21 protein-coding genes are annotated in these 18778 nt (G+C 73.2%); 13 read left to right on the top strand and 8 right to left on the bottom strand.

The features are described 5' to 3' along the window. Positions 1-65: 65 nt before the first annotated feature. The 5 genes from AB0L89_RS12790 to AB0L89_RS12770 all read left to right on the top strand — a co-directional run bounded on the left by AB0L89_RS12790 (position 66) and on the right by AB0L89_RS12770 (position 5910). A complete protein-coding gene (locus AB0L89_RS12790) occupies positions 66-2219 on the top strand; it encodes a hypothetical protein (RefSeq protein ID WP_365138851.1) in 2154 nt (717 codons plus the stop codon). Between the two features lie 166 nt (positions 2220-2385). Next, positions 2386-3324 carry an ABC transporter ATP-binding protein gene (locus tag AB0L89_RS12785; RefSeq protein ID WP_365138848.1) on the top strand — a complete coding sequence of 313 codons (939 nt, stop codon included), beginning with the start codon at positions 2386-2388 and terminating at the stop codon, positions 3322-3324. Next, entirely contained in the window at positions 3321-4061 is a 741-nt protein-coding gene (locus AB0L89_RS12780) for an ABC transporter permease (protein WP_365138845.1), read from the top strand. Before AB0L89_RS12785 ends, AB0L89_RS12780 begins: the two co-directional genes overlap by 4 nt. Then, positions 4058-5254, top strand: a complete 1197-nt coding sequence (locus tag AB0L89_RS12775; RefSeq protein ID WP_365138842.1) for a histidine kinase — start codon at positions 4058-4060, stop codon at positions 5252-5254. The genes AB0L89_RS12780 and AB0L89_RS12775 overlap by 4 nt, the downstream gene beginning before the upstream one ends. Continuing rightward, complete coding sequence (locus AB0L89_RS12770) at positions 5251-5910, top strand: response regulator transcription factor (RefSeq protein ID WP_365138839.1); 660 nt, start codon at positions 5251-5253, stop codon at positions 5908-5910. Before AB0L89_RS12775 ends, AB0L89_RS12770 begins: the two co-directional genes overlap by 4 nt. Positions 5911-5929: 19 nt before the next feature. Here the strand turns inward: AB0L89_RS12770 and AB0L89_RS12765 are convergent, their stop codons facing one another. The 3 genes from AB0L89_RS12765 to AB0L89_RS12755 form a co-directional block, all read right to left on the bottom strand. After that, complete coding sequence (locus AB0L89_RS12765; RefSeq protein ID WP_365138836.1) at positions 5930-6784, bottom strand: transglutaminase-like domain-containing protein; 855 nt, start codon at positions 6782-6784, stop codon at positions 5930-5932. Positions 6785-6851: 67 nt separating this feature from the next. Next, positions 6852-7700, bottom strand: a complete 849-nt coding sequence (locus AB0L89_RS12760) for a transglutaminase-like domain-containing protein (RefSeq protein ID WP_365138833.1) — start codon at positions 7698-7700, stop codon at positions 6852-6854. Positions 7701-7854: 154 nt separating this feature from the next. Then, positions 7855-8859 (bottom strand): GNAT family N-acetyltransferase, encoded by a 1005-nt coding sequence (locus tag AB0L89_RS12755; protein WP_365138830.1) that lies wholly within the window; start codon positions 8857-8859, stop codon positions 7855-7857. Positions 8860-9002: 143 nt separating this feature from the next. Here AB0L89_RS12755 and fdxA point away from each other — a divergent pair, with 143 nt between their 5' ends. Then, the gene (gene fdxA / locus AB0L89_RS12750) at positions 9003-9323 is read left to right on the top strand and encodes a ferredoxin (protein WP_030573070.1); all 321 of its coding nucleotides are present in this window, start codon (positions 9003-9005) and stop codon (positions 9321-9323) included. 93 nt (positions 9324-9416) lie between these two features. Continuing rightward, positions 9417-10511, top strand: a complete 1095-nt coding sequence (locus AB0L89_RS12745) for a bifunctional succinyldiaminopimelate transaminase/glutamate-prephenate aminotransferase (RefSeq protein WP_365138826.1) — start codon at positions 9417-9419, stop codon at positions 10509-10511. Positions 10512-10592: 81 nt separating this feature from the next. Here the strand turns inward: AB0L89_RS12745 and AB0L89_RS12740 are convergent, their stop codons facing one another. Then, positions 10593-11039 (bottom strand): ATP-binding protein, encoded by a 447-nt coding sequence (locus AB0L89_RS12740; RefSeq protein ID WP_365138823.1) that lies wholly within the window; start codon positions 11037-11039, stop codon positions 10593-10595. 325 nt (positions 11040-11364) lie between these two features. After that, entirely contained in the window at positions 11365-12267 is a 903-nt protein-coding gene (locus AB0L89_RS12735) for a heavy metal transporter (protein ID WP_365138821.1), read from the bottom strand. A gap of 62 nt (positions 12268-12329) precedes the next feature. On the opposite strand from AB0L89_RS12735, the gene dapE reads away from it, so the two are divergent. Both dapE and AB0L89_RS12725 read left to right on the top strand, forming a co-directional pair. Further along, the gene (gene dapE / locus AB0L89_RS12730) at positions 12330-13418 is read left to right on the top strand and encodes a succinyl-diaminopimelate desuccinylase (protein WP_365138818.1); all 1089 of its coding nucleotides are present in this window, start codon (positions 12330-12332) and stop codon (positions 13416-13418) included. Between the two features lie 73 nt (positions 13419-13491). After that, on the top strand, positions 13492-14250 hold the full coding sequence (locus AB0L89_RS12725) for a TIGR00730 family Rossman fold protein (RefSeq protein ID WP_365138815.1): 759 nt from the start codon (positions 13492-13494) through the stop codon (positions 14248-14250). A gap of 18 nt (positions 14251-14268) precedes the next feature. Here the strand turns inward: AB0L89_RS12725 and folP are convergent, their stop codons facing one another. Next, entirely contained in the window at positions 14269-15129 is an 861-nt protein-coding gene (gene folP / locus AB0L89_RS12720) for a dihydropteroate synthase (protein WP_365138812.1), read from the bottom strand. A 123-nt stretch (positions 15130-15252) separates the two neighbouring features. Between folP and AB0L89_RS12715 the strand changes: the two genes are divergently transcribed. Together AB0L89_RS12715 and AB0L89_RS12710 are read left to right on the top strand one after the other, a co-directional pair. Further along, on the top strand, positions 15253-15636 hold the full coding sequence (locus AB0L89_RS12715) for a DivIVA domain-containing protein (protein ID WP_365138809.1): 384 nt from the start codon (positions 15253-15255) through the stop codon (positions 15634-15636). Further along, positions 15633-16232, top strand: coding sequence for a DNA-3-methyladenine glycosylase I (locus tag AB0L89_RS12710; RefSeq protein WP_365138806.1), 600 nt, complete (start codon positions 15633-15635; stop codon positions 16230-16232). The genes AB0L89_RS12715 and AB0L89_RS12710 overlap by 4 nt, the downstream gene beginning before the upstream one ends. Here the strand turns inward: AB0L89_RS12710 and AB0L89_RS12705 are convergent. After that, entirely contained in the window at positions 16229-17029 is an 801-nt protein-coding gene (locus tag AB0L89_RS12705; RefSeq protein WP_365138803.1) for an enoyl-CoA hydratase-related protein, read from the bottom strand. The two genes, AB0L89_RS12710 and AB0L89_RS12705, sit on opposite strands and share 4 nt — an antisense overlap. Before the next feature lie 39 nt (positions 17030-17068). On the opposite strand from AB0L89_RS12705, the gene AB0L89_RS12700 reads away from it, so the two are divergent. Both AB0L89_RS12700 and AB0L89_RS12695 read left to right on the top strand, forming a co-directional pair. Beyond that, a complete protein-coding gene (locus tag AB0L89_RS12700; protein WP_365138800.1) occupies positions 17069-17350 on the top strand; it encodes a hypothetical protein in 282 nt (93 codons plus the stop codon). Beyond that, the gene (locus AB0L89_RS12695) at positions 17338-17505 is read left to right on the top strand and encodes a DUF3117 domain-containing protein (RefSeq protein WP_003966491.1); all 168 of its coding nucleotides are present in this window, start codon (positions 17338-17340) and stop codon (positions 17503-17505) included. Before AB0L89_RS12700 ends, AB0L89_RS12695 begins: the two co-directional genes overlap by 13 nt. Before the next feature lie 476 nt (positions 17506-17981). On the opposite strand, the gene AB0L89_RS12690 is transcribed toward AB0L89_RS12695, so the two are convergent. Next, the gene (locus AB0L89_RS12690; protein WP_365139778.1) at positions 17982-18680 is read right to left on the bottom strand and encodes an O-methyltransferase; all 699 of its coding nucleotides are present in this window, start codon (positions 18678-18680) and stop codon (positions 17982-17984) included. Between the last annotated feature and the right edge of the window lie 98 nt (positions 18681-18778).

The raw sequence follows: 18778 nt of genomic DNA, 5'->3' as shown, positions 1-18778 counted from the left end.
CCTCCGGCCGGGGGGACCCCGGATGAGGTAGAGACGGGCGGCGGAGTCAACCAGGAGAACCTGCCTTGAGTCGTGAAACTGACAGTTCGTCCGCCGGGCCCCAGGCGCGCGGCGGAGCCGCATACCCCTCGGGGACGCCGCCGTACGGCTCCCCGGCACAGGGCGCAGCCGCCGACGGCGGCGCGGACGGCTCGCGGCGGCAGGCCGCCGACGAGCGGCCCGACGAGCCCGAGACCCAGACCACGCTGACCACCCGCATCCGGATCAACATCCCCGGTTCGCGGCCCATCCCGCCGGTCGTCATGCGCACGCCCGTCGGCGACGAGGGCGGGCGCGACGACGCGCGCGCGGACGACGAGGGGCCCCGTGACGGTGGCGCGCCGGCACCCGGCGCGGGCGGCACGGCAGGCGCGGGCAGGGCACCCGGCGCGGCTGCCCCGGGCGCTTCCGCTTTCGGTTCGGGCGGGGCCGTCGGCGGCGGTGCCGCCGCGGCCGACGGTGGTGCGGGAGCACCCGCGGCGTCCGAGGAGAAGACGAGCGACTGGTTCGCGCCGCGCAAGCCCGCGCGGGGCGACGGTGCGAACGGCTCGGCGGGTCCCGCCGGTTCGAACGGCTCCGGCGCAGGATCCGGCGGTACGGGCTCCTTCGACGTGTCCGGCGCCGTGGCGTCGGGCCCCCTCGGCTCGGGCGCCCCGGTGCCCCCGGGCGCACCGCAGGGCGGCGACCCGACGCGGGGCGACCTGCCGTACTTCTCCGACGGCGGTACGGGCTCCGGCCCCGGCGCGGGCGGCTCCCGCGGTCCCGCGGGTCCCACGGGCGGTCCGGTCACCGGTGACAGCCCGCTGGCGCCGCCCACGCCCTCGGCCCCCTCGGGCCCCGGCGTCTCCGGCGTGCCCGGTGCCCCCGCCAACTCCGGCCCCCGGCCGCCCCGTTCCGGCGCCATGAGCGACGACACCGCGATCCTCACGCCGCAGAAGGCCGGTCCGGTCTCGCCGCCCGCCGGCGGCCCGCGTCCGCCCGCGGGCGGCGGCCCGGTGCCCGGCGGCCCCGGTTCCGTGCCGGGCGGCCCCGCCGCCCCCGCCCCGGGCGGCAACGTCTCCGGCGAGACGCTCACCAGTGGCATCCCCGTGGTGCCGCCCGTGCAGGACAACTCCCCGTTCGCGCCAGGACCGCAGGGTGAGGGACCGGTTCCGCACACCCCGCCGAAGCTGCCCGAGCCGGTGCGCCCGGACGTGCCCACGTCCCCGTCGCCCGCGCCGAAGGCGAAGAAGAAGGGCCGCAGCAAGCTGGTCCTCGTCGCGGTCGCCGTGGTCGTCGTGGGCTGCGGTGCGTACGGCGCGGGCCTGTTGATGAACCACGCGGACGTCCCCAAGGGCACCACGGTGCTCGGCGTCGACATCGGCGGCGGCACGCGCGACGAGGCCGTCAAGAAGCTCGACGCGGCGCTGGACGAGCGCGTCACCAAGCCCCTGAAGCTGTCGGTGGACGGCGAGTCCGTCACCCTCAAGCCGGACCAGTCGGGGCTGACCCTGGACAGCCAGGCCACCGTCCGCGCGGCGGCGGGCAGCGACTACAACCCCGTCTCGGTGGTCGGCTCGCTGTTCGGCGGCCAGCGCGTCGTCGAGCCCGTCATGCCCGTCGACGAGGAGAAGCTGGCGGCCGCCCTGGAGCGCGCCGCGGGCGGCTCGGGCACGGCGCAGGAGGGCACGGTCAAGTTCGTGCCCGGCAAGGCCGTCCCCGTCTACGGCAAGGTCGGCAAGGGCATCGACGCCGACGCGGCCACGAAGGCCGTCGCCGACGCGTACAAGAAGCAGGTCGAGACGGGCAGCGCGGGCACGGTCCAGCTGCCGGTCACCACGCGCAAGCCGACCGTCGCCAAGGCCGAGGTCGACAAGTTCATGACCCGGTTCGCCAAGCCCGCGATGTCCGCCAACGTGGTCATCAAGGCGGGCCCCAAGTCGCTCCCCTTCGGCCCGTCCAAGTCGCTGCCGAAGATCCTGGAGACGCGGGTGGCCAAGGACGGCACGCTGCAGCCGTACTACAACCTCGAAGAGCTCAAGAAGCTGTACGGCAACGCCTTCGACGGCGTGCTGATCCAGCGCGGCGACGGCTCCAAGACGCCGGTCCAGGCGACCGACGTGGCGGGCGCGATGAACAAGGCGCTCATCGGCAGCACGCCCGCGGAGCGCATCGGTGTGATCGAGACGAACGCGAGCTGAGGCCGGCGGCTTTTCGTCCGTCCCGAAGGTGCGTCCGTCTTGAATTCTCGTCCGTCCCGAAGGCCGGCAGGACATTCCTGCCGGCCTTCGGCATGACATCTGTCATCCCCGAGACACCACAGTCGACACTGCCGCCGCCACCTGCGGTTTTGTGACGATGACAGGCATGACGACGACATCGGGGGCACTCGCCCCGGCCACCACCGCGGTGAGCTTCGAGCAGGTGACCAAGAGCTACGGCGACGTCCGTGCCGTCGACGGTCTGACCCTCGACCTCCACCCGGGCGAGACGGTGGCGCTGCTCGGGCCGAACGGCGCGGGCAAGTCCTCCACCCTCGACCTGCTCCTCGGCCTGCGGCGCCCGGACAGCGGCACCGTACGGGTCTTCGGCGCGGCCCCCCGCGAGGCGATCACCGCGGGCCGGGTCGGCGCCATGCTGCAGAGCGGCGGCCTGATGGGCGAGGTGACGGTGCGCGAGCTGGTCCGGCTCGCCTGCGACCTGCACCCCAGGCCCCACCGCGTGGGCGACGTGCTCGCCCACGCGGGCATCACCCAGATCGCCGACCGCAAGGTCGACAAGCTCTCCGGCGGCCAGGAGCAGCGCGTGCGCTTCGCCCTCGCCACGGCCGGCGAGAACGACCTGATCGTCCTGGACGAGCCGACCACCGGCATGGACGTCAGCGCCCGCCAGGCGTTCTGGGCCACCATGCGCGAGCAGGCCGACCAGGGCCGCGCGGTCCTCTTCGCCACGCACTACCTGGAGGAGGCCGACGCGATCGCCGACCGCGTCCTGGTCCTGCACCGCGGCCGCCTCCTCGCGGACGGCACCGCGGCCGAGATCAAGGCCAAGGCGGGCGCCCGCAAGGTCGCCTTCGACCTGGCCGGCATCGACGAGGCGCTCACCGCGCGCCTGCGCGAGCTGCCGTTCCTGACCACGCTGGACGTCTCGGGCCACACGGTCCGCCTCCAGTCGACGGACGCCGACGCCACCGTGCACGCGCTGTACGGACTCGGCGTCTACCCCCGCAACCTCGAAGTCGCCGGACTCGGTCTGGAGCAGGCCTTCGTGGCGATCACCGAGGCCGAGGAGGCCAGGACCCGATGAACAGCCTGATCAAGCTCGAGATCACCCGCGCCCTGCGCAACCGCAAGTTCCTGTTCTTCTCCGTGATCTACCCGTCGCTGCTCTTCGTGATCATCGCGGGCACCCAGGACGGCGCGGACAAGATCCCCGGCTCGGGGCTCTCCGTGCCCGCGTTCATGATGGTCTCGATGGCGTCCTTCGGTGCCCTGACCGCCGTACTGATGGGCAACAGCGAGCGCATCGCCAAGGAGCGCGAGAGCGGCTGGGTGCGCCAGCTGCGCCTGACGAGCCTGCCCGGACGCGGCTACGTCCTCGCGAAGACCGCGAGCGCGGCCGTGGTGAGCCTGCCCTCCATCGTCGTGGTGTTCGCGGTCGCTGCGCTCGCCAAGGACGTGCGCTTCGAGGCCTGGCAGTGGCTGGCGCTGACGGGCGCGATCTGGGCGGGCAGCCTCTGCTTCGCCGCGCTCGGGGTGGCCATCGGCTATCTCGCCTCCGGCGACGCCGTCCGCCCGATCACGATGATCATCTACTTCGGGCTCTCCATCCTCGGCGGCCTGTGGATGCCGTCGACGACGTTCCCGCAGTGGCTCCAGGACGCCGCGTCGTGGCTGCCCACGCACGCGTACGCTGCCCTCGGCCAGGCGATCGAACTGGGCGACGCGCCGCACGCGAAGGACATCACGCTCCTGATCGCCTACTTCGTGCTCTTCGCGGGCGGTGCCGCATGGCTGTACCGGAAGGACACACTGAAGGCGTGAACGCGACAGACGGCGAGTACGCAGAGCTCAATCCCGTGCAGACGTTCGGCCGGCCGCCGCAGGGCCGCCGCCAGTGCCTGGTGAAGTCGGCCTGGATCGGTGTCTGGCTGGTCTTCCTGAGCGCCCCGATCAGGGATCTGACCGACACCCCCCGCACGGCCCTCGCCACCGCGTCCGGCTGGCTGGGCCTCGCGGTCTTCGTGGTCTGCTACCTGACCCTGGTCTTCCGCTACACCACCAAGATCCTCGACTGGGGCAGGGTCGTCGCCTCCTTCGTGCTGCTCCTGCTCCTCGCCGTCGTGCTCGCCTTCGGCTTCGGCGACCACTGGCTCGGTCTCTTCGTCTACGTCTCGGTCTCCGCGGGCGCCGTCCTGCCGGTGCGGTACTCGCTGTGGGTGATCCCCGGGGTCACCCTCCTGATGGTCCTGGTCGGCCTGCGCGACGACGGCCTCGGCGATCTGATCACCAACCTCGGGGTGATCACGCTCCTGGTGGGCTTCGCGATGTCCGGCGTACGCGAGCTGATCCGCACCACGATCCAGCTCCGCCAGGCCCGCGCGACCGTCGCCCAACTCGCCGCGAACGAGGAGCGGCTGCGGCTCGCCCGCGATCTGCACGACCTGCTCGGCCACTCGCTCTCCCTGATCACGCTCAAGAGCGAGCTGGCGGGCCGCATGCTCCCCGACCACCCCGACAAGGCGGCCCAGCAGGTCGCCGACATCGAACAGGTCAGCCGCCAGGCCCTGGTGGACGTGCGCGAGGCCGTCTCCGGATACCGCAGGCGCACCCTGGCCGGCGAACTCGCGGGCGCCCGCACGGCGCTGACCGCCGCGGGCATCGCGGCCGACGTCCCGCTTGAGGCGCCCGCCGAACTGCCGGGCGAGGACGGGGAGGCGGCGCTCGCCTGGGCGCTGCGCGAGGCCGTCACCAATGTGGTGCGGCACAGCGGCGCCCGGCGCTGCACGGTGGCGTTCACGGCGCGGCAGACCCTCGCGGGGCGGCTCCTCGAACTGTCCGTGGAGGACGACGGGACGGGCGGCGCGGGCACGGCGTCGGGCAACGGCCTGACGGGCCTTGCCGAGCGCGTCGACGCGGTCGGCGGTGCCCTGGAGACGGGTCCGGCGGCCCGCGGGGGCTTCCGCCTCACGGTCCGCGTCCCGTTCGCGCCCGCGGCCGTAGGATCCCCCTCATGAGCAGCGAGATCAGTCAGCGCGGCGCCGAGGGCGCGGCCGGGGCGAGCGGCGTCGTGCGGGTCCTGCTCGCCGAGGACCAGTCCATGGTCCGTGAGGCACTCGCCGCCCTGCTCGGCCTGGAGCCGGACATGGAGGTCGTCGCCCAGGTGGCGCGCGGCGACGAGGTGGTCGCGGCGGCGCGCGCCCACGACGTGGACGTGGCGCTGCTCGACATCGAGATGCCCGGCATGACGGGCATCGAGGCGGCGGCCCGACTGCGGTCCGAGTTCCCGGAGTTGAAGGTGGTCGTGCTCACCACCTTCGGCCGCCCCGGGTATCTGCGCAGCGCCATGGAGGCGGGCGCCGTCGCCTTCCTGGTCAAGGACGCGCCCGCCGCGCAGCTCGCCGAGGCGGTGCGCAAGGTGCTCGCGGGGGAGCGGGTCATCGACCCCACGCTGGCCGCGGCGGCCCTCGCCGAGGGCGCGAACCCGCTCACCGACCGCGAGCGCGAGGTGCTGCGCGCGGCGGCCGACGGCGCCACCAACGCCGAGCTCGCCACCACCTTGCACCTCTCCCAGGGCACCGTCCGCAACTACCTCTCGACGGCGATTCAGAAGCTCGCGGTCCGCAACCGCGCGGAGGCGGTCAGGGTCGCCAGGGACAAGGGCTGGCTCTGAACCGCCGCGGTGCCGGGCGTCAGTTCAGCATCGCCCGCGCCCGCAGCGCCTGCCGCCGCGCCTGGTCGGCCGTCGCGGGCTCGGCCGCGGCGACCTCCTCGGCGTAGACGTCGAGTTCGCGCGCGCCGACCAGGTAGTCCCCTCGCTGGACGAGGAGTTGGGCCCGTTCGTAGTGCAGCCGGGGCGGCGGGGACGGCAGCAGCAGGGAGAGCTCGATCGCCCAGAGCGAGACGTCGGAGTGCTCGGGGCGCGGCGCGGCCCAGGCGCGGATGTTGTTGAGGATGCGCCCCACGATGTCCAGCGGGCCCGCGGGGCTCAGCATGGACGGCAGGAGCGGGGCACCGGTGGCCGCCGCGACCAGCAGCTCGACGTCCGTCCCGGTCAGCAGGCGGCCGCCGTCGAAGGGGTCGGCGAGGACCTGTTCGTCGCGGGGGCCGAAGCCGACGACGAAGTGTCCGGGCAGGGCCACTCCGTAGACGGGGGCGCCCGCGCGGCGCGCGACCTCCATCCAGACCACCGAGAGCAGGATCGGTAGGCCCCTGCGGCGGCGCAGGACCTGGTGCAGGAGGGAGGACTCCAGGCGCTGGTAGTCGCCGGGCCGCCCCTTGAACCCGCAGCGTGAGCCGAGGAGTTCGGCCAGCGAGGCCGCCCAGGCGCGGGGATCGTCGAAGCGGGGGGAGCGGGGGCCGGGCGCGGCCTGTTCCGCGAGCCGGTCGAGCACGCGCCGGGCGGTGTCGATGCCCGCCGCGTCGAGAGAGGGGTCCGCCTCGGTGCCGATCAGCAGGCACAGCAGCGCCAGATCGGGCCGCGCGGACCCGGCCTCGGCCGCGAACAGCCGCCGCCACGGGGCGGCTCCAGGGGGTCGGGGGTGCATACGTCCCTGGTGCCCGGTCGCCTCGATCGATACGTCGGTTCCGGGCGGCCGGAGCCGCCGCCCGGGCTCAGTTGAGCATCGCCCGCGCGGCCCGCGCCTGCTGGCGGACCCGGTCCGCGGTGGTCGGCTCGACGGGCGTCACCACATCGGCGTAGGCGTCGAGCTCGGCGGCGCCGCCGAGGAAGTCGCCGCGCTCCACCAGGAGTTGGGCGCGTTCGTAGCGCAGGCGCGCGGGGTGGGCGGGGAGCAGGAGGGAGAGTTCAAGGGCCCACAGCGCGACGTCGGAGCGCTCGGGGCGGGCGGCGGCCCAGGCGCGGATGTTGTTGAGGATGCGCTGCACGATGTTCAGCGGGTCGGCGGGCGTCAGCATCGAGGGCGGGATGCCTCCGCCGGCCGTCCCGGAGACCAGCAGCTCCGCGTCGGCCCCGGTCAGCAGGCGGCCGCCGTCGAAGGGGTCGGCGAGCACTTGGTCGTCCCGGGGTCCGAAGCCGACGACGAAGTGTCCGGGCAGGGCCACTCCGTAGACGGGGGCGCCCGCGCGGCGCGCGACCTCCATCCAGACCACCGAGAGCAGGATCGGCAGGCCCCTGCGGCGGCGCAGGACCTGGTGCAGGAGCGAGGAGTCGAGGCGCTGGTAGTCGCCCGGCGTCCCCTCGAACCCGTGCTGCCCGCCCAGGAGTTCGGCCAGCGCCGCCGCCCAGGCGCGCGGCCCGCCCGGCCGGAACGGCAGCAGCCCCGCGAGCCGGTCCAGTTCGATCTCGGCGGCGTCGATCCCCGCCGCGTCGAGCGAGGGGTCCGCCTCGGTGCCGATCAGCAGGCACAGCAGCGCGAGACCGGGCCGCTCCGACCGTGCCTCTTCGGCGAACCGCCGCCGCCATTCGCCGGACTCCGCGTGCATACGTGCCTCGTGTCTCATGCCCTGACCGGGCGTTGTTGCCGTGCTGTGTACGTGCGTCGTTCTCTAGTACGTGCCGGGCGCGTGCTGTGCTGTGTTCAGCGCCGAGTACGTGCCGTGCCGTTACGTGCCGTGCCGTGTTCGCCGCGCCCGTGGCGCCGCGCGCGCCGCCCGCTCAGGCCGACGCGCCGTACCGGTAGTGGTGATAGGCGTGATGGGCCGCGAAGCCCATCCCTCCGTACAGCGCCCGTGCGCCGTCGTTGTCGTCCTCGACCTGGAGCCAGGCCGCCGACGCGCCCTCGGTCAGGGCCTGCCGGGCCAGCGCGGTCATCACCGCGGTGGCGAGCCCCTGCCGCCGGAACCCCGGATCCACCTCGACCGCCATGAACCCCGCCCAGCGCCCGTCCACCACGCACCGCCCGATCGCGGCGGGGGAGTCACCGCTCCCGGGCACGGAAGCGAACCACACCGAGGGCCCGCCCGCCAGCACCTCGCGCACATGGGGGCCGGGAATCCCGGCCCGGTTGTACTGCCGCAGCCACGCCTCGTCGAAGGACCGGGACAGCCGCACGCGGTCCACGGCGGTGTCCAGATCGCCGACCGGGGCGAGCCCGCCGACGTACAGCTGCGCGGTCACCTCACGCACCCAGCCGCGCTCCTCCAGGCCGGCGCAGAGCAGCTCCTGGGTGCCCTCGGCGCCGGTGGCGGTCTGGATGTACGCGGGCAGGCCCCGGGTGGCGTACCAGCCACGTACGGCCGAAAGTGCCTCGTCGAGGGGGATTCCCGGATCACCGAGCGGCAGCGCGGAGTTGGCCCGGCGGGTGAAGCCGGCGGCCGCCCGCAGCCGCCACTCGCCGAGCGCCTCGCTCTCCACCGGCTGCCAGGCCCGCGCGCTCACCCGGGCCAGTTCCTCGAACGAGGCGGCGGGGCCGCGCCGGCGTGCGGGAGCGGCCGGGACGACCTTGCCCGCGACCAGAGTTCGCTCCGGAATCCGGACGCTTTCGCCGTCCCGTCGTGTGATGAGCACCACACCGTCGTCCCACGATGTGAGAACACCCACCGTGTCGGTGAACTTGCCGGCAGTGTCCGAGGCGTCGGTGAGCCGTCGAACAGAGACGCGTTTTCCCACGTCAGCGGGGGTGATACGGACCTCGAGTTGTCCGCCCGCAGTGAATTCCACAGCTCTGTACGCCCCTCCTGTTCGGATCATGCCCGGGAACGGAGATACTAGGGGCGGGCATCGACGACGCCGCGCTCCCGCGCGCCAGGCGAGCGGAGCCTGAAGACGGCCCGCCAACGCCCGTATCGAGGAGGAACGACAGCGTGACCTACGTCATCGCGCAGCCTTGTGTCGACGTCAAGGACAAGGCGTGCATCGAGGAGTGCCCGGTCGACTGCATTTACGAGGGCTCCCGGTCCTTGTACATCCACCCGGACGAATGCGTCGACTGTGGAGCCTGCGAACCGGTCTGCCCGGTCGAGGCGATCTTCTACGAGGACGACACTCCTGAGGAGTGGAAGGACTACTACAAGGCGAACGTCGAGTTCTTCGACGAGCTCGGTTCGCCCGGCGGCGCGAGCAAGCTCGGCCTGATCGAGCGCGACCACGCCTTCATCGCCGCCCTGCCGCCGCAGAACCAGTAACGGCAGTTCGAGCGCTGCCCCGGTCCCGTACGGCTTCGCGCCGTGCGGGACCGAGGCGTTTGCAACGACCAGTACCAGCACGGGAGTCAGCACGTGTCAGCAGTCTCCGACCGCCTTCCCACCTTTCCCTGGGACAGGCTCGAGCCGTACAAGGCCACCGCGGCCGCCCACCCCGGCGGCATCGTCGACCTGTCGGTGGGCACCCCGGTCGACCCGGTGCCCGAGCTGATCCAGAAAGCGCTGGTCGCGGCCGCTGACTCGCCGGGCTATCCGACGGTGTGGGGCACCCCGGAGCTGCGCGACGCGCTCACCGGCTGGTGCGAACGCCGCCTCGGCGCGCGCGACTTCACGCACCGCAACGTCCTGCCGGTGGTCGGCTCCAAGGAGCTGGTGGCCTGGCTCCCGACGCAGCTGGGCCTCGGCCCCGGCGACGTGGTCGCCTACCCGCGTCTCGCCTACCCGACGTACGAGGTGGGGGCGCGCCTGGCCCGCGCCGAGTACGTCGCCTACGACGAGCCCACCGAGCTCGACCCCACGCACCTCAAGCTGCTCTGGCTCAACTCGCCCTCGAACCCGACCGGTCGCGTCCTCACCCGCGAGGAGCTCACCCGCACCGTCGCCTGGGCCCGCGAGCACGGCGTGCTGCTCGTCAGCGACGAGTGCTACCTGGAGCTCGGCTGGGAGGCCGAGCCGGTCTCGGTGCTCCACCCGGACGTCTGCGGCGGTTCGTACGAGGGGATCGTCGCCGTCCACTCGCTCTCCAAGCGGTCCAACCTGGCGGGCTACCGCGCGGCGTTCATCGCCGGTGACGCGGCCGTCCTCGGCGAGCTGCTCCAGATCCGCAAGCACGGCGGCATGATGACCTCCGCGCCGACCCAGGCGGCCGTCGTGGCGGCGCTCGGCGACGACCAGCACGTCCAGGAGCAGCGCGGGCGGTACGCGGCCCGGCGCACGGCCCTGCGCGACGCCCTGGTGCAGCACGGCTTCCGCATCGAGCACAGCGAGGCGAGCCTGTATCTGTGGGCCACCCGCGACGAGTCCTGCTGGGACACCGTCGGCCACCTCGCGGAGCTCGGCATCCTGGTGGCGCCCGGCGACTTCTACGGCCCTGCGGGCGAGCGCTTCGTGCGCGTGGCGCTGACGGCGTCGGACGAGCGGGTCGCGGCGGCGGTCGCGCGCCTGGCCTGAGCCGGACGCCCGGCGGGCGGCAGGACATGACGAAGGGCCCGGAGCCACTGGCTCCGGGCCCTTCGTGCGCGCGCCGGGCGATCAGCCGAGCGGCAGGCCCTTGACCGGGAGCTGGTCGGCGGCCGGCAGGCCGCCCTTGGTCAGGCCGTCGGTGGGCAGGCCGCCGTCGGTGGCCGTGCCCGCGGTGTCGCCGAGGACCTCGCCCGCGCTGCCCGCGACGTCGCCCGCGGCCTTCTGCGCGGCGGGGGTCGCGGTCTTGGCGCCCTTGCCGACGGCCTTGCCCGCGGTCGGCACGGCCTTCTTCACGGCCTTGCTGCCGGTGTCACCGGCGAGGTCGCTGACGTTCTGAGCGGCACCGTCGACGGTGTTGCCCAGGCCCGCACCGTCCACGGCGGTCAGCCCGCCCAGGTCGGGGGCGGCCGGGAGAGCCGCGGCGCTTGCGGAGCCGGCCGCACCGACCGCGGCAGCTGCACCCGCTGCGCCGAGCAGCGCGGCACGGGCGATCCGGCGGGTCAGGGGGAGGGACATGATGCTCCTTCAGACGGGAGAGAACGTTGGGTCGTCCGGCCGGATCGGCTCCGGCTTCCCGCCGGATGGGTTCCGGCGATCGGACGCAGTGACTACCGCTCGAAGTCCGGGAAGGTTGCGGCGGCCCAACGTAAAGAGTTGGCAATGCGTCGCATAATCGCCTGCGGTTAAAAGCGGACAAACGCGGCCCGTGCCGCCCCCTCGCCGATTGCCTGATCCCCAGTGCTCGCAAGGGATCCGAGGTTTACGGGCGAGCGGCACGGGAAAGCTGCGCGCGGCGTCGAGCCGACGCGCTCACCGTGCCCCCAACGAGTGATCCGCCGTACTACTGCCCGGTGACGATGCGGACCTCGTCCGCGGCCCCGCCCGGTCCCGCGGCGCCGTCCGACGCCGCCTTCCGCCACGCCCCCGAGCCGTCGGCGCGCCACTCCCTGCCGCCGTACGAGACCCGCTCGACGTGCAGCGCCGAGGACTGCGCCACCGCCCAGTGCGCCAGCTCCCAGCCGCGCTGCGGGGTCCGGCCGCCGGCCAGCGGGGCGGGCACGGGGACCGTCACCGTGCGCCCCCGCGCGGCGTCCGGGCGGACCTCGCGGCCGAAGTCGCGGACGAGGGCGGCCCGCACCTGCGCGGGGCCCGACGGGTCGGTGTCCGGGCGGCCCTCGCAGCTGAAGGTGGCGGGCGAACGGCCGGTGAGCGCGGCGGCGAGCAGCGCGGCGTCCGGCTCGTGCTTGGCGTAGGCCTGCGGATAGCCGCTGCGCTGCACGCGCTGCGCGGCCACCGTGAGGGGCAGGCGCGAATAGCCGGGTACCTCGGCCAGATGCGCGTAGAACCGGCCCGCCGAGTACGCCGGGTCCATGATCTGCCGCTCGTCGCCCCAGCCCTGCGAGGGCCGCTGCTGGAAGAGGCCGAGCGAGTCCCGGTCGCCGTGGCTGATGTTGCGCAGGCCCGACTCCTGGAGGGCCGTCGCGAGCGCGATGGTCACCGCGCGCTCGGGCATGCCGCGCGCGGTGCCGACCGCGGCCACCGTCGCGGCGTTCTGCGCCTGTTCGGCGGTGAACTCGTACGAGGCGCCGTCGCCGTTCCCCGACACCACCGTGCACCGCGGCGCGGGCTTGCCCCCGTACACGTACTGCACCGCCACATAGCCCGCGACGGCCAGCAGCACGGCGAACGCGGCCCCCAGACGGAGGCGACGGCCGCGCCGGACGCGGGTGGGGGGCTCAGGCACGCGTCCAAGGTACTGGAGTCCACCGACAGGTCGGCGCGCCGTCTGGCGTTAGGGTCTTCGGCATGCCTCACACACCGCTTGACCTCACGCTCGACGCCGCGAAGCTCACCGCGCAGCTGGTCGACTTCCCGTCCCCGAGCGGCGAGGAGAAGGCGCTCGCCGACGCCATCGAGACGGCGCTGCGGGCCCTGCCGCACCTCACCGTCGACCGGTACGGCAACAACGTGGTGGCCCGCACGAACCTCGGCCGCGCCGAGCGCGTCGTCCTCGCCGGGCACATCGACACCGTGCCGATCGCCGAGAACCCGCCCAACGTGCCCTCGCGCCTGGACGAGGACGGCATCCTGTGGGGCTGCGGCACCTGCGACATGAAGTCGGGCGTCGCCGTCCAGCTGCGTATCGCGCAGACGGTGACCGAGCCCACCCGCGACCTCACCTTCGTCTTCTACGACAACGAAGAGGTGGCTGCGCACCTCAACGGCCTCGGGCACGTGGCCGAGGCCCACCCCGACTGGCTCGCGGGCGACTTCGCGATCCTCCTGGAGCCGACCGACGGCCTCGTCGAGGGCGGCTGCCAGGGCACGCTGCGGGTCCTGCTGAAGACCAAGGGGGTGCGGGCGCACTCCGCGCGCGCCTGGATGGGCTCCAACGCCATCCACGCGGCCACCCCGATCCTGGAGCGGCTCGCCGCGTACGAGCCGCGCAGGCCGGTGGTCGAGGGGCTCCAGTTCCACGAGGGCCTCAACGCCGTCCGCATCGAGGGCGGCGTCGCCACCAACGTCATCCCCGACGAGTGCACCGTCACCGTCAACTTCCGCTATGCGCCGGACCGCACCGAGGAGGACGCCCTCGCCTTCGTGCGCGCGTACTTCGCGGACTGCGGCGTCGAGGAGTTCATCGTCGACGACCACACGGGCCCGGCCCGCCCCGGCCTCACCCACCCGGCCGCCGCGGCCTTCGTGGCGGCCGTCGGCGGCGAGCCCCGCCCCAAGTTCGGCTGGACGGACGTCTCCCGCTTCAGCGCGCTCGGGGTGCCCGCGGTCAACTTCAGCCCCGGCAATCCGCTGCTCGCGCACAAGATCGACGAGCGTGTCGAGGCGGCGCGGATCCCCGAGGCGGAGGAGACGCTGCGGGCCTGGCTCACCTCCTGACACACGGAGGTCCCTCTGTGGTAACCCGCGTAGACCTACGCTGTGAGTCACGTACGCATGGAGGGAGCAGACGATGAGCAACCCCGACGAGGTCAGGGCCGGGAAGCGTCCCGAGGAGCAGCGGCTCGGACCGGTGCTGCGCCGGCGCGACCAGGTCCAGCCCGGCACCACCGATCAGCGTCTCCTCGACTCCGACGGCCCCTCGGAGTGGGTGCACACGGACCCCTGGCGGGTCCTGCGCATCCAGTCCGAGTTCATCGAGGGCTTCGGCACGCTCGCCGAACTCCCGCCCGCGATCAGCGTCTTCGGCTCGGCGCGCACTCCGGAGGACTCACCGGACTACGCGGCGGGCGTCGCGATCGGCAAGGCCCTCGTGGACGCGGGCTTCGCGGTGATCACGGGCGGCGGGCCCGGCGCGATGCAGGCCGCCAACCAGGGCGCCGTCGAGGCGAAGGGCATCTCGGTCGGCCTCGGCATCGAGCTGCCCTTCGAGCAGGGGCTGAACCCCTACGTCGACATCGGCGTGAACTTCCGCTACTTCTTCGTCCGGAAGACGATGTTCGTGAAGTACGCGCAGGGCTTCGTGGTCCTGCCCGGCGGCCTCGGCACGCTGGACGAGCTGTTCGAGGCGCTCACGCTCGTCCAGACCCGCAAGGTCACGCGGTTCCCGATCGTCCTGTTCGGCTCGGAGTACTGGGGCGGCCTGGTCGACTGGCTGAAGAACACGGTCATCGCCCAGGGCAAGGCCTCGGACGCCGACCTGCTCCTCTTCCACGTCACGGACGACGTCGACGAGGCGATCGCCCTGGTGACGAAGGAAGTCGGCAAGTAGAACCCCCCGAAGGAGGGTTCACGCGAGCCCTCGGCGGGCGACCGCCGGGGGCCGGTGGCCGGCGATCGTCGCCACCATGTCCAGGACCTGCCGCGTCTCCGCCACCTCGTGGACGCGGTAGACCTGCGCGCCCAGCCACGCCGAGACCGCCGTCGTCGCCAGGGTGCCGATCACCCGCTCCTTGACCGGCTTGTCCAGGGTCTCGCCCACGAAGTCCTTGTTGGACAGCGAGACCAGCACCGGCCAGCCCGTGTCCACCATCTCGCCGAGCCTGCGGGTGGCCTCCAGGCTGTGCCGGGTGTTCTTGCCGAAGTCGTGCCCCGGGTCGATCAGCACGGACTCGCGCGCCACGCCCAGCTCCACCGCGCGCTCGGCCAGCCCCACCGTCACCCGCAGGATGTCCGCCATGACGTCCTCGTACGTGACCCGGTGCGGCCGCGTGCGCGGCTCGGCGCCGCCCGCGTGCGTGCACACCAGGCCGACCCGGTACCGCGCGGCGACCTCCGCGAGCTTCGGGTCGACGCCGCCCCAGGCGTCGTTGAGCACGTCGGCGCCCGCCTCGCAGACCGCCTCGCCGACGTCGTGCCGCCAGGTGTCGACGCTGATCACCACGTCGGGGAAGCGCCTGCGCACCTCGGCGACGAAGCCGACCGTGCGGCGCGCCTCCTCCTCGGCGGTCACCTCCTCGCCGGGCCCCGCCTTGACACCGCCGATGTCGATGATCGCGGCACCCTCGGCGACCGCCTGCTCCACGCGGGCGAGCGCGGGCTCGTCGCGGAACGTGGCGCCCTGGTCGTAGAAGGAGTCCGGGGTCCGGTTGACGATCGCCATGATCACCGGCTCGTGCGCGTCGAACTCGCGCCTGCCAAGCCTGAGCATCCCCTGTGGCCCTCCTGGGTCCTTGTCGCGGTTCGGCCGCCTGCGACCTTAACTGTCGGTGCCGCATGGCACGATCGGACCCTGACAGTTTCAGCACGGGCAGTCGAGCGTGGGGGCCTCACGATGGTCTTGTTCTTGTTCCTGGTCATCGCCCTCGTCGTGGTGGTCGGCGCGGTGACCCTCGCCGTGATCGGCGGCGGCGAGAGCGGCGCCCTGCCCGAGGCCGCGCCCGAGCAGTTCACCGACCCGCTGCCCCCGGACCGGCCGCTGCGCCGCGCCGACATCGAGGAGGTGCGCTTCCCGATGACGCTGCGCGGCTACCGCATGGCGGACGTGGACGACGTGCTCGGCCGCCTCGGCGCCGAGCTGGCCGAGCGGGACTCCCGCATCGCCGAGCTGGAGGCGGCCCTGGCCGGCGCCCAGGCCACGGCGGTCGCGGGCCCCGCCCTCTTCGAGGGGTACGCACCGCGCAAGGCCACCGAGGACGAGAAGGGCGACGACCAGTGAGCACCGAGACCGGCGCGATCCCCGGCCCGGACGGCGCGCTGCGCTGCCCCTGGGGCCTGTCCACCGAGGACTACGTCGCGTACCACGACGAGGAGTGGGGCCGCCCGGTCCACGGCGACGACGCGCTGTACGAGCGGCTGTGCCTGGAGGCCTTCCAGTCCGGCCTGTCCTGGATCACGATCCTGCGCCGCCGCGAGGGCTTCCGCGCGGCCTTCGCGGACTTCAAGATCGCCTCGGTGGCGGAGTTCACGGACGAGGACCGCGAGCGGCTCCTCGCCGACCCCGGGATCATCCGCAACCGCGCGAAGATCGACGCCACCCTCGCCAACGCGCGCGTGCTGGCCGACTGGCCCGAGGGCGAGCTCGACTCCCTGATCTGGTCGTTCGCGCCGGACCCCGCCGGGCGCGAGGTCCCGAGGACCCTGGCCGACGTCCCCGCGATCACGGACGAGTCCACGGCCCTGTCCAAGGCCCTCAAGAAGCGCGGCATCCGCTTCGTCGGCCCCACCACGGCGTACGCGCTGATGCAGGCCTGCGGACTGGTCGACGACCACCTCGCGGACTGTGTGGCCCGCGAGGCATCACCCGCCGTCTAGCGCCCCAGGTACTTCGGCTTCTCCTTGGCGATGAAGGCCTGCACGGCGATCGCGTGGTCCTCGGAGGCGCCCGCCCTGCCCTGCAGCTCGTCCTCCTTGTCCAGCGCCTCGTCCAGGGTGTGGGCCGCGGCGTAGGCGAGGGACTCCTTCAGCGCCGCGTAGGCGAGGGTCGGGCCCTCGGCCAGGGCGCGGGCCACCTGCGCGGCCTCGGCGGCGAGGTCGGCGGCGGGCACGACCTTGTTGGCGATGCCCAGGGCGTACGCCTCCTGCGCGTCGATGTTGCGCGGGAACAGCAGCAGGTCGGCGGCCCGGCCGGGGCCGATCACGCGCGGCAGCGTCCAGGAGACGCCCGAGTCGGCGGTCAGGGCGACCCCGGCGAAGGAAGTGTTGAACTTGGCGGTGTCCGCGACCACGCGGTAGTCGGCGGCGAGGGCGAAGCCGAGGCCGGCCCCGGCGGCGACGCCGTTCACGCCGGCCACGACCGGCTTCGGCATCCCGGCGAGCGCCCGCACGATCGGGTTGTAGTGCTCCTTGACCGTGCTCATCGTCTGCCCGGTGCCCGCCTCGCGGTCCGCGGCGAGGTTGCCGATGTGCTCCTTGAGGTCCTGGCCCACGCAGAAGGCGCGCCCGGTCGCGGTGAGCAGCACCGCGCGCACGGCCGCGTCGGCGGCGGCTGCCCGCGCGGCCTCCCGCAGGGCGACCTTGGCCTCGGTGTTCATGGCGTTCATCGCCTCGGGACGGTTGATCGTGATCGTCGCGAGTCCGTCGCTCACCTCGTAGAGCACGCTGTCGGCCATGGTGGCCCCCTCCGCTGGTCCAGTAGGTAGGAACTCAGCATGACGGAGATCATCGGGGTCGGGCACGAGGGCGGATATGTGACCTGCGTCAAAGAATTCCGGGCCTGTGGGGCGTATGGGGCGGCGAAGTATCGCAGCCGCATCGCCGAATTGGGTGGTTTTGCGGGCGCGCGTTGCGCAAGCGATGCCGACCGATGTTGGTCATCGGGTCCTGCCATGCGGGATAATGGCCTGGAAGCAATATGTTCGATGCCGGTGACACCTGGGTTGTCGGCTGCGATGAGCTGGTTTCAGGAAGGGGAACGAGCATGGCGGCCATGAAGCCGCGGACGGGCGACGGCCCGCTCGAGGTGACCAAGGAGGGGCGGGGCATCGTCATGCGCGTTCCGCTCGAAGGCGGCGGTCGACTTGTCGTCGAACTGACCCCGGACGAGGCCGACGCGCTCGGCGACGCCCTGAAGAAGGTCGTCGGCTGACGCGGAAACGCCCACACTTTTCCACTGCCCCGGCATCGTACGACGATCCGGGGCAGTGCTGTGCCCGGCCCCCGAGGACCCGAGGAAGGGGCGCCCCGCCAGGGGCGCGGGGAACGGCGCGAGCAAGCACGAGGGACCTGCTGGGGACAGCGGAGGGGCGCCCCGCCAGGGGCGCGGGGAACGGCGCGAGCAACCACGAGGGACCCGGTGGGGACGACGGAGGGGCGCCCCGCCAGGGGCGCGGGGAACGGCGCGAGCAAGCACGAGGGACCCGGTGGGGACGACGGAGGGGCGCCCCGCCAGGGGCGCGGGGAACGGCGCGAGCAAGCACGAGGGACCTGCTGGGGGCAGCGGAGGGGCGCCCGATAGGGGCGCGGGGAACGGCGCGAGCAAGCACGACGAACCCGCGGATCAGAACGGGCGGAGGGGCCGGGAGGACCACGGCACCGAGGAGAACCGCCCAACCCAGCGGAGCGCTACCGCTTCACGGCGCAGAGCAGCCCATCCCCCACAGGGAGCAGCGACGTCACAAGATCAGGACTCTCCCGCACGGTCCGCAGGAGATCCCGCACGTGCAGGACCTCGACCGGCTGGGGCCCCGAGTCCACGGTCCTGCCGTCCGCGAAGACGCCCTCGAAGCAGACGAGCCCGCCGGGCCGCAGCAGGCGCAACGATTCAGCGAGGTATTCGAGGGACTCCAGGCGGTCGCCGTCGCAGAAGACGAGGTCGTAGCCGCCGTCCGCGAGGCGCGGCAGGACGTCGAGGGCGCGCCCGGGAATGAACCGCGCGCGGTTGCCCGCGAAGCCGGCCGCGCGGAAGGCCTGCCGGGCGAACTGCTGGCGGTCCGGCTCGGGGTCGACGGTGGTCAGTACGCCGTCCGGCCGCATGCCGTGCAGCAGGTGGATGCCCGACACTCCCGTCCCCGTACCGATTTCGGCCACCGCTTTCGCGTCAACCGTGGCGGCGAGCAGGCGCAGCGCGGCGCCGGTGCCGGGCGACACCGAGGGCAGGCCTGCCTCCCGGGCCCGGTCGCGGGCCCAGCGCAGCGCCTCGTCCTCGGCGACAAAGGCGTCGGCGAACGCCCAGCTCGTCTGCCGGTTGGCGGTAATGGCCCTCTCCTGTCCCCGTGGTTGCCTGGCCGTGACTGTATCCGTTGGGGCCGGGAACCCGCAGATGGGACCGGGCGTTTATAGGGGGTGTGAGGACAGCGGGGGTAACGGATGGATCAAGACCGGAAGCGGGCGCGTCCCGGCGGCAGGACAGTCGCAGGGAA

It is taken from the genome of Streptomyces sp. NPDC052114 (genome assembly GCF_040680155.1).
Taxonomy (GTDB): Bacteria; Actinomycetota; Actinomycetes; order Streptomycetales; family Streptomycetaceae; genus Streptomyces.
This window is presented reverse-complemented; position numbering and strand designations above follow the sequence as displayed.

Excerpts from the sequence above, each read along its gene's own strand:
- AB0L89_RS12785 (WP_365138848.1), top strand. The coding sequence starts at position 2,386 with ATGACGACGACATCGGGGGCACTCGCCCCGGCCACCACCGCGGTGAGC.
- AB0L89_RS12780 (WP_365138845.1), top strand. The coding sequence starts at position 3,321 with ATGAACAGCCTGATCAAGCTCGAGATCACCCGCGCCCTGCGCAACCGC.
- AB0L89_RS12770 (WP_365138839.1), top strand. The coding sequence starts at position 5,251 with ATGAGCAGCGAGATCAGTCAGCGCGGCGCCGAGGGCGCGGCCGGGGCG.
- AB0L89_RS12765 (WP_365138836.1), bottom strand. The coding sequence starts at position 6,784 with ATGCACCCCCGACCCCCTGGAGCCGCCCCGTGGCGGCGGCTGTTCGCG.
- AB0L89_RS12760 (WP_365138833.1), bottom strand. The coding sequence starts at position 7,700 with ATGAGACACGAGGCACGTATGCACGCGGAGTCCGGCGAATGGCGGCGG.
- AB0L89_RS12740 (WP_365138823.1), bottom strand. The coding sequence starts at position 11,039 with ATGTCCCTCCCCCTGACCCGCCGGATCGCCCGTGCCGCGCTGCTCGGC.
- dapE (WP_365138818.1), top strand. The coding sequence starts at position 12,330 with ATGCCTCACACACCGCTTGACCTCACGCTCGACGCCGCGAAGCTCACC.
- AB0L89_RS12725 (WP_365138815.1), top strand. The coding sequence starts at position 13,492 with ATGAGCAACCCCGACGAGGTCAGGGCCGGGAAGCGTCCCGAGGAGCAG.
- folP (WP_365138812.1), bottom strand. The coding sequence starts at position 15,129 with ATGCTCAGGCTTGGCAGGCGCGAGTTCGACGCGCACGAGCCGGTGATC.
- AB0L89_RS12715 (WP_365138809.1), top strand. The coding sequence starts at position 15,253 with ATGGTCTTGTTCTTGTTCCTGGTCATCGCCCTCGTCGTGGTGGTCGGC.
- AB0L89_RS12705 (WP_365138803.1), bottom strand. The coding sequence starts at position 17,029 with ATGGCCGACAGCGTGCTCTACGAGGTGAGCGACGGACTCGCGACGATC.
- AB0L89_RS12700 (WP_365138800.1), top strand. The coding sequence starts at position 17,069 with ATGACGGAGATCATCGGGGTCGGGCACGAGGGCGGATATGTGACCTGC.
- AB0L89_RS12695 (WP_003966491.1), top strand. The coding sequence starts at position 17,338 with ATGGCGGCCATGAAGCCGCGGACGGGCGACGGCCCGCTCGAGGTGACC.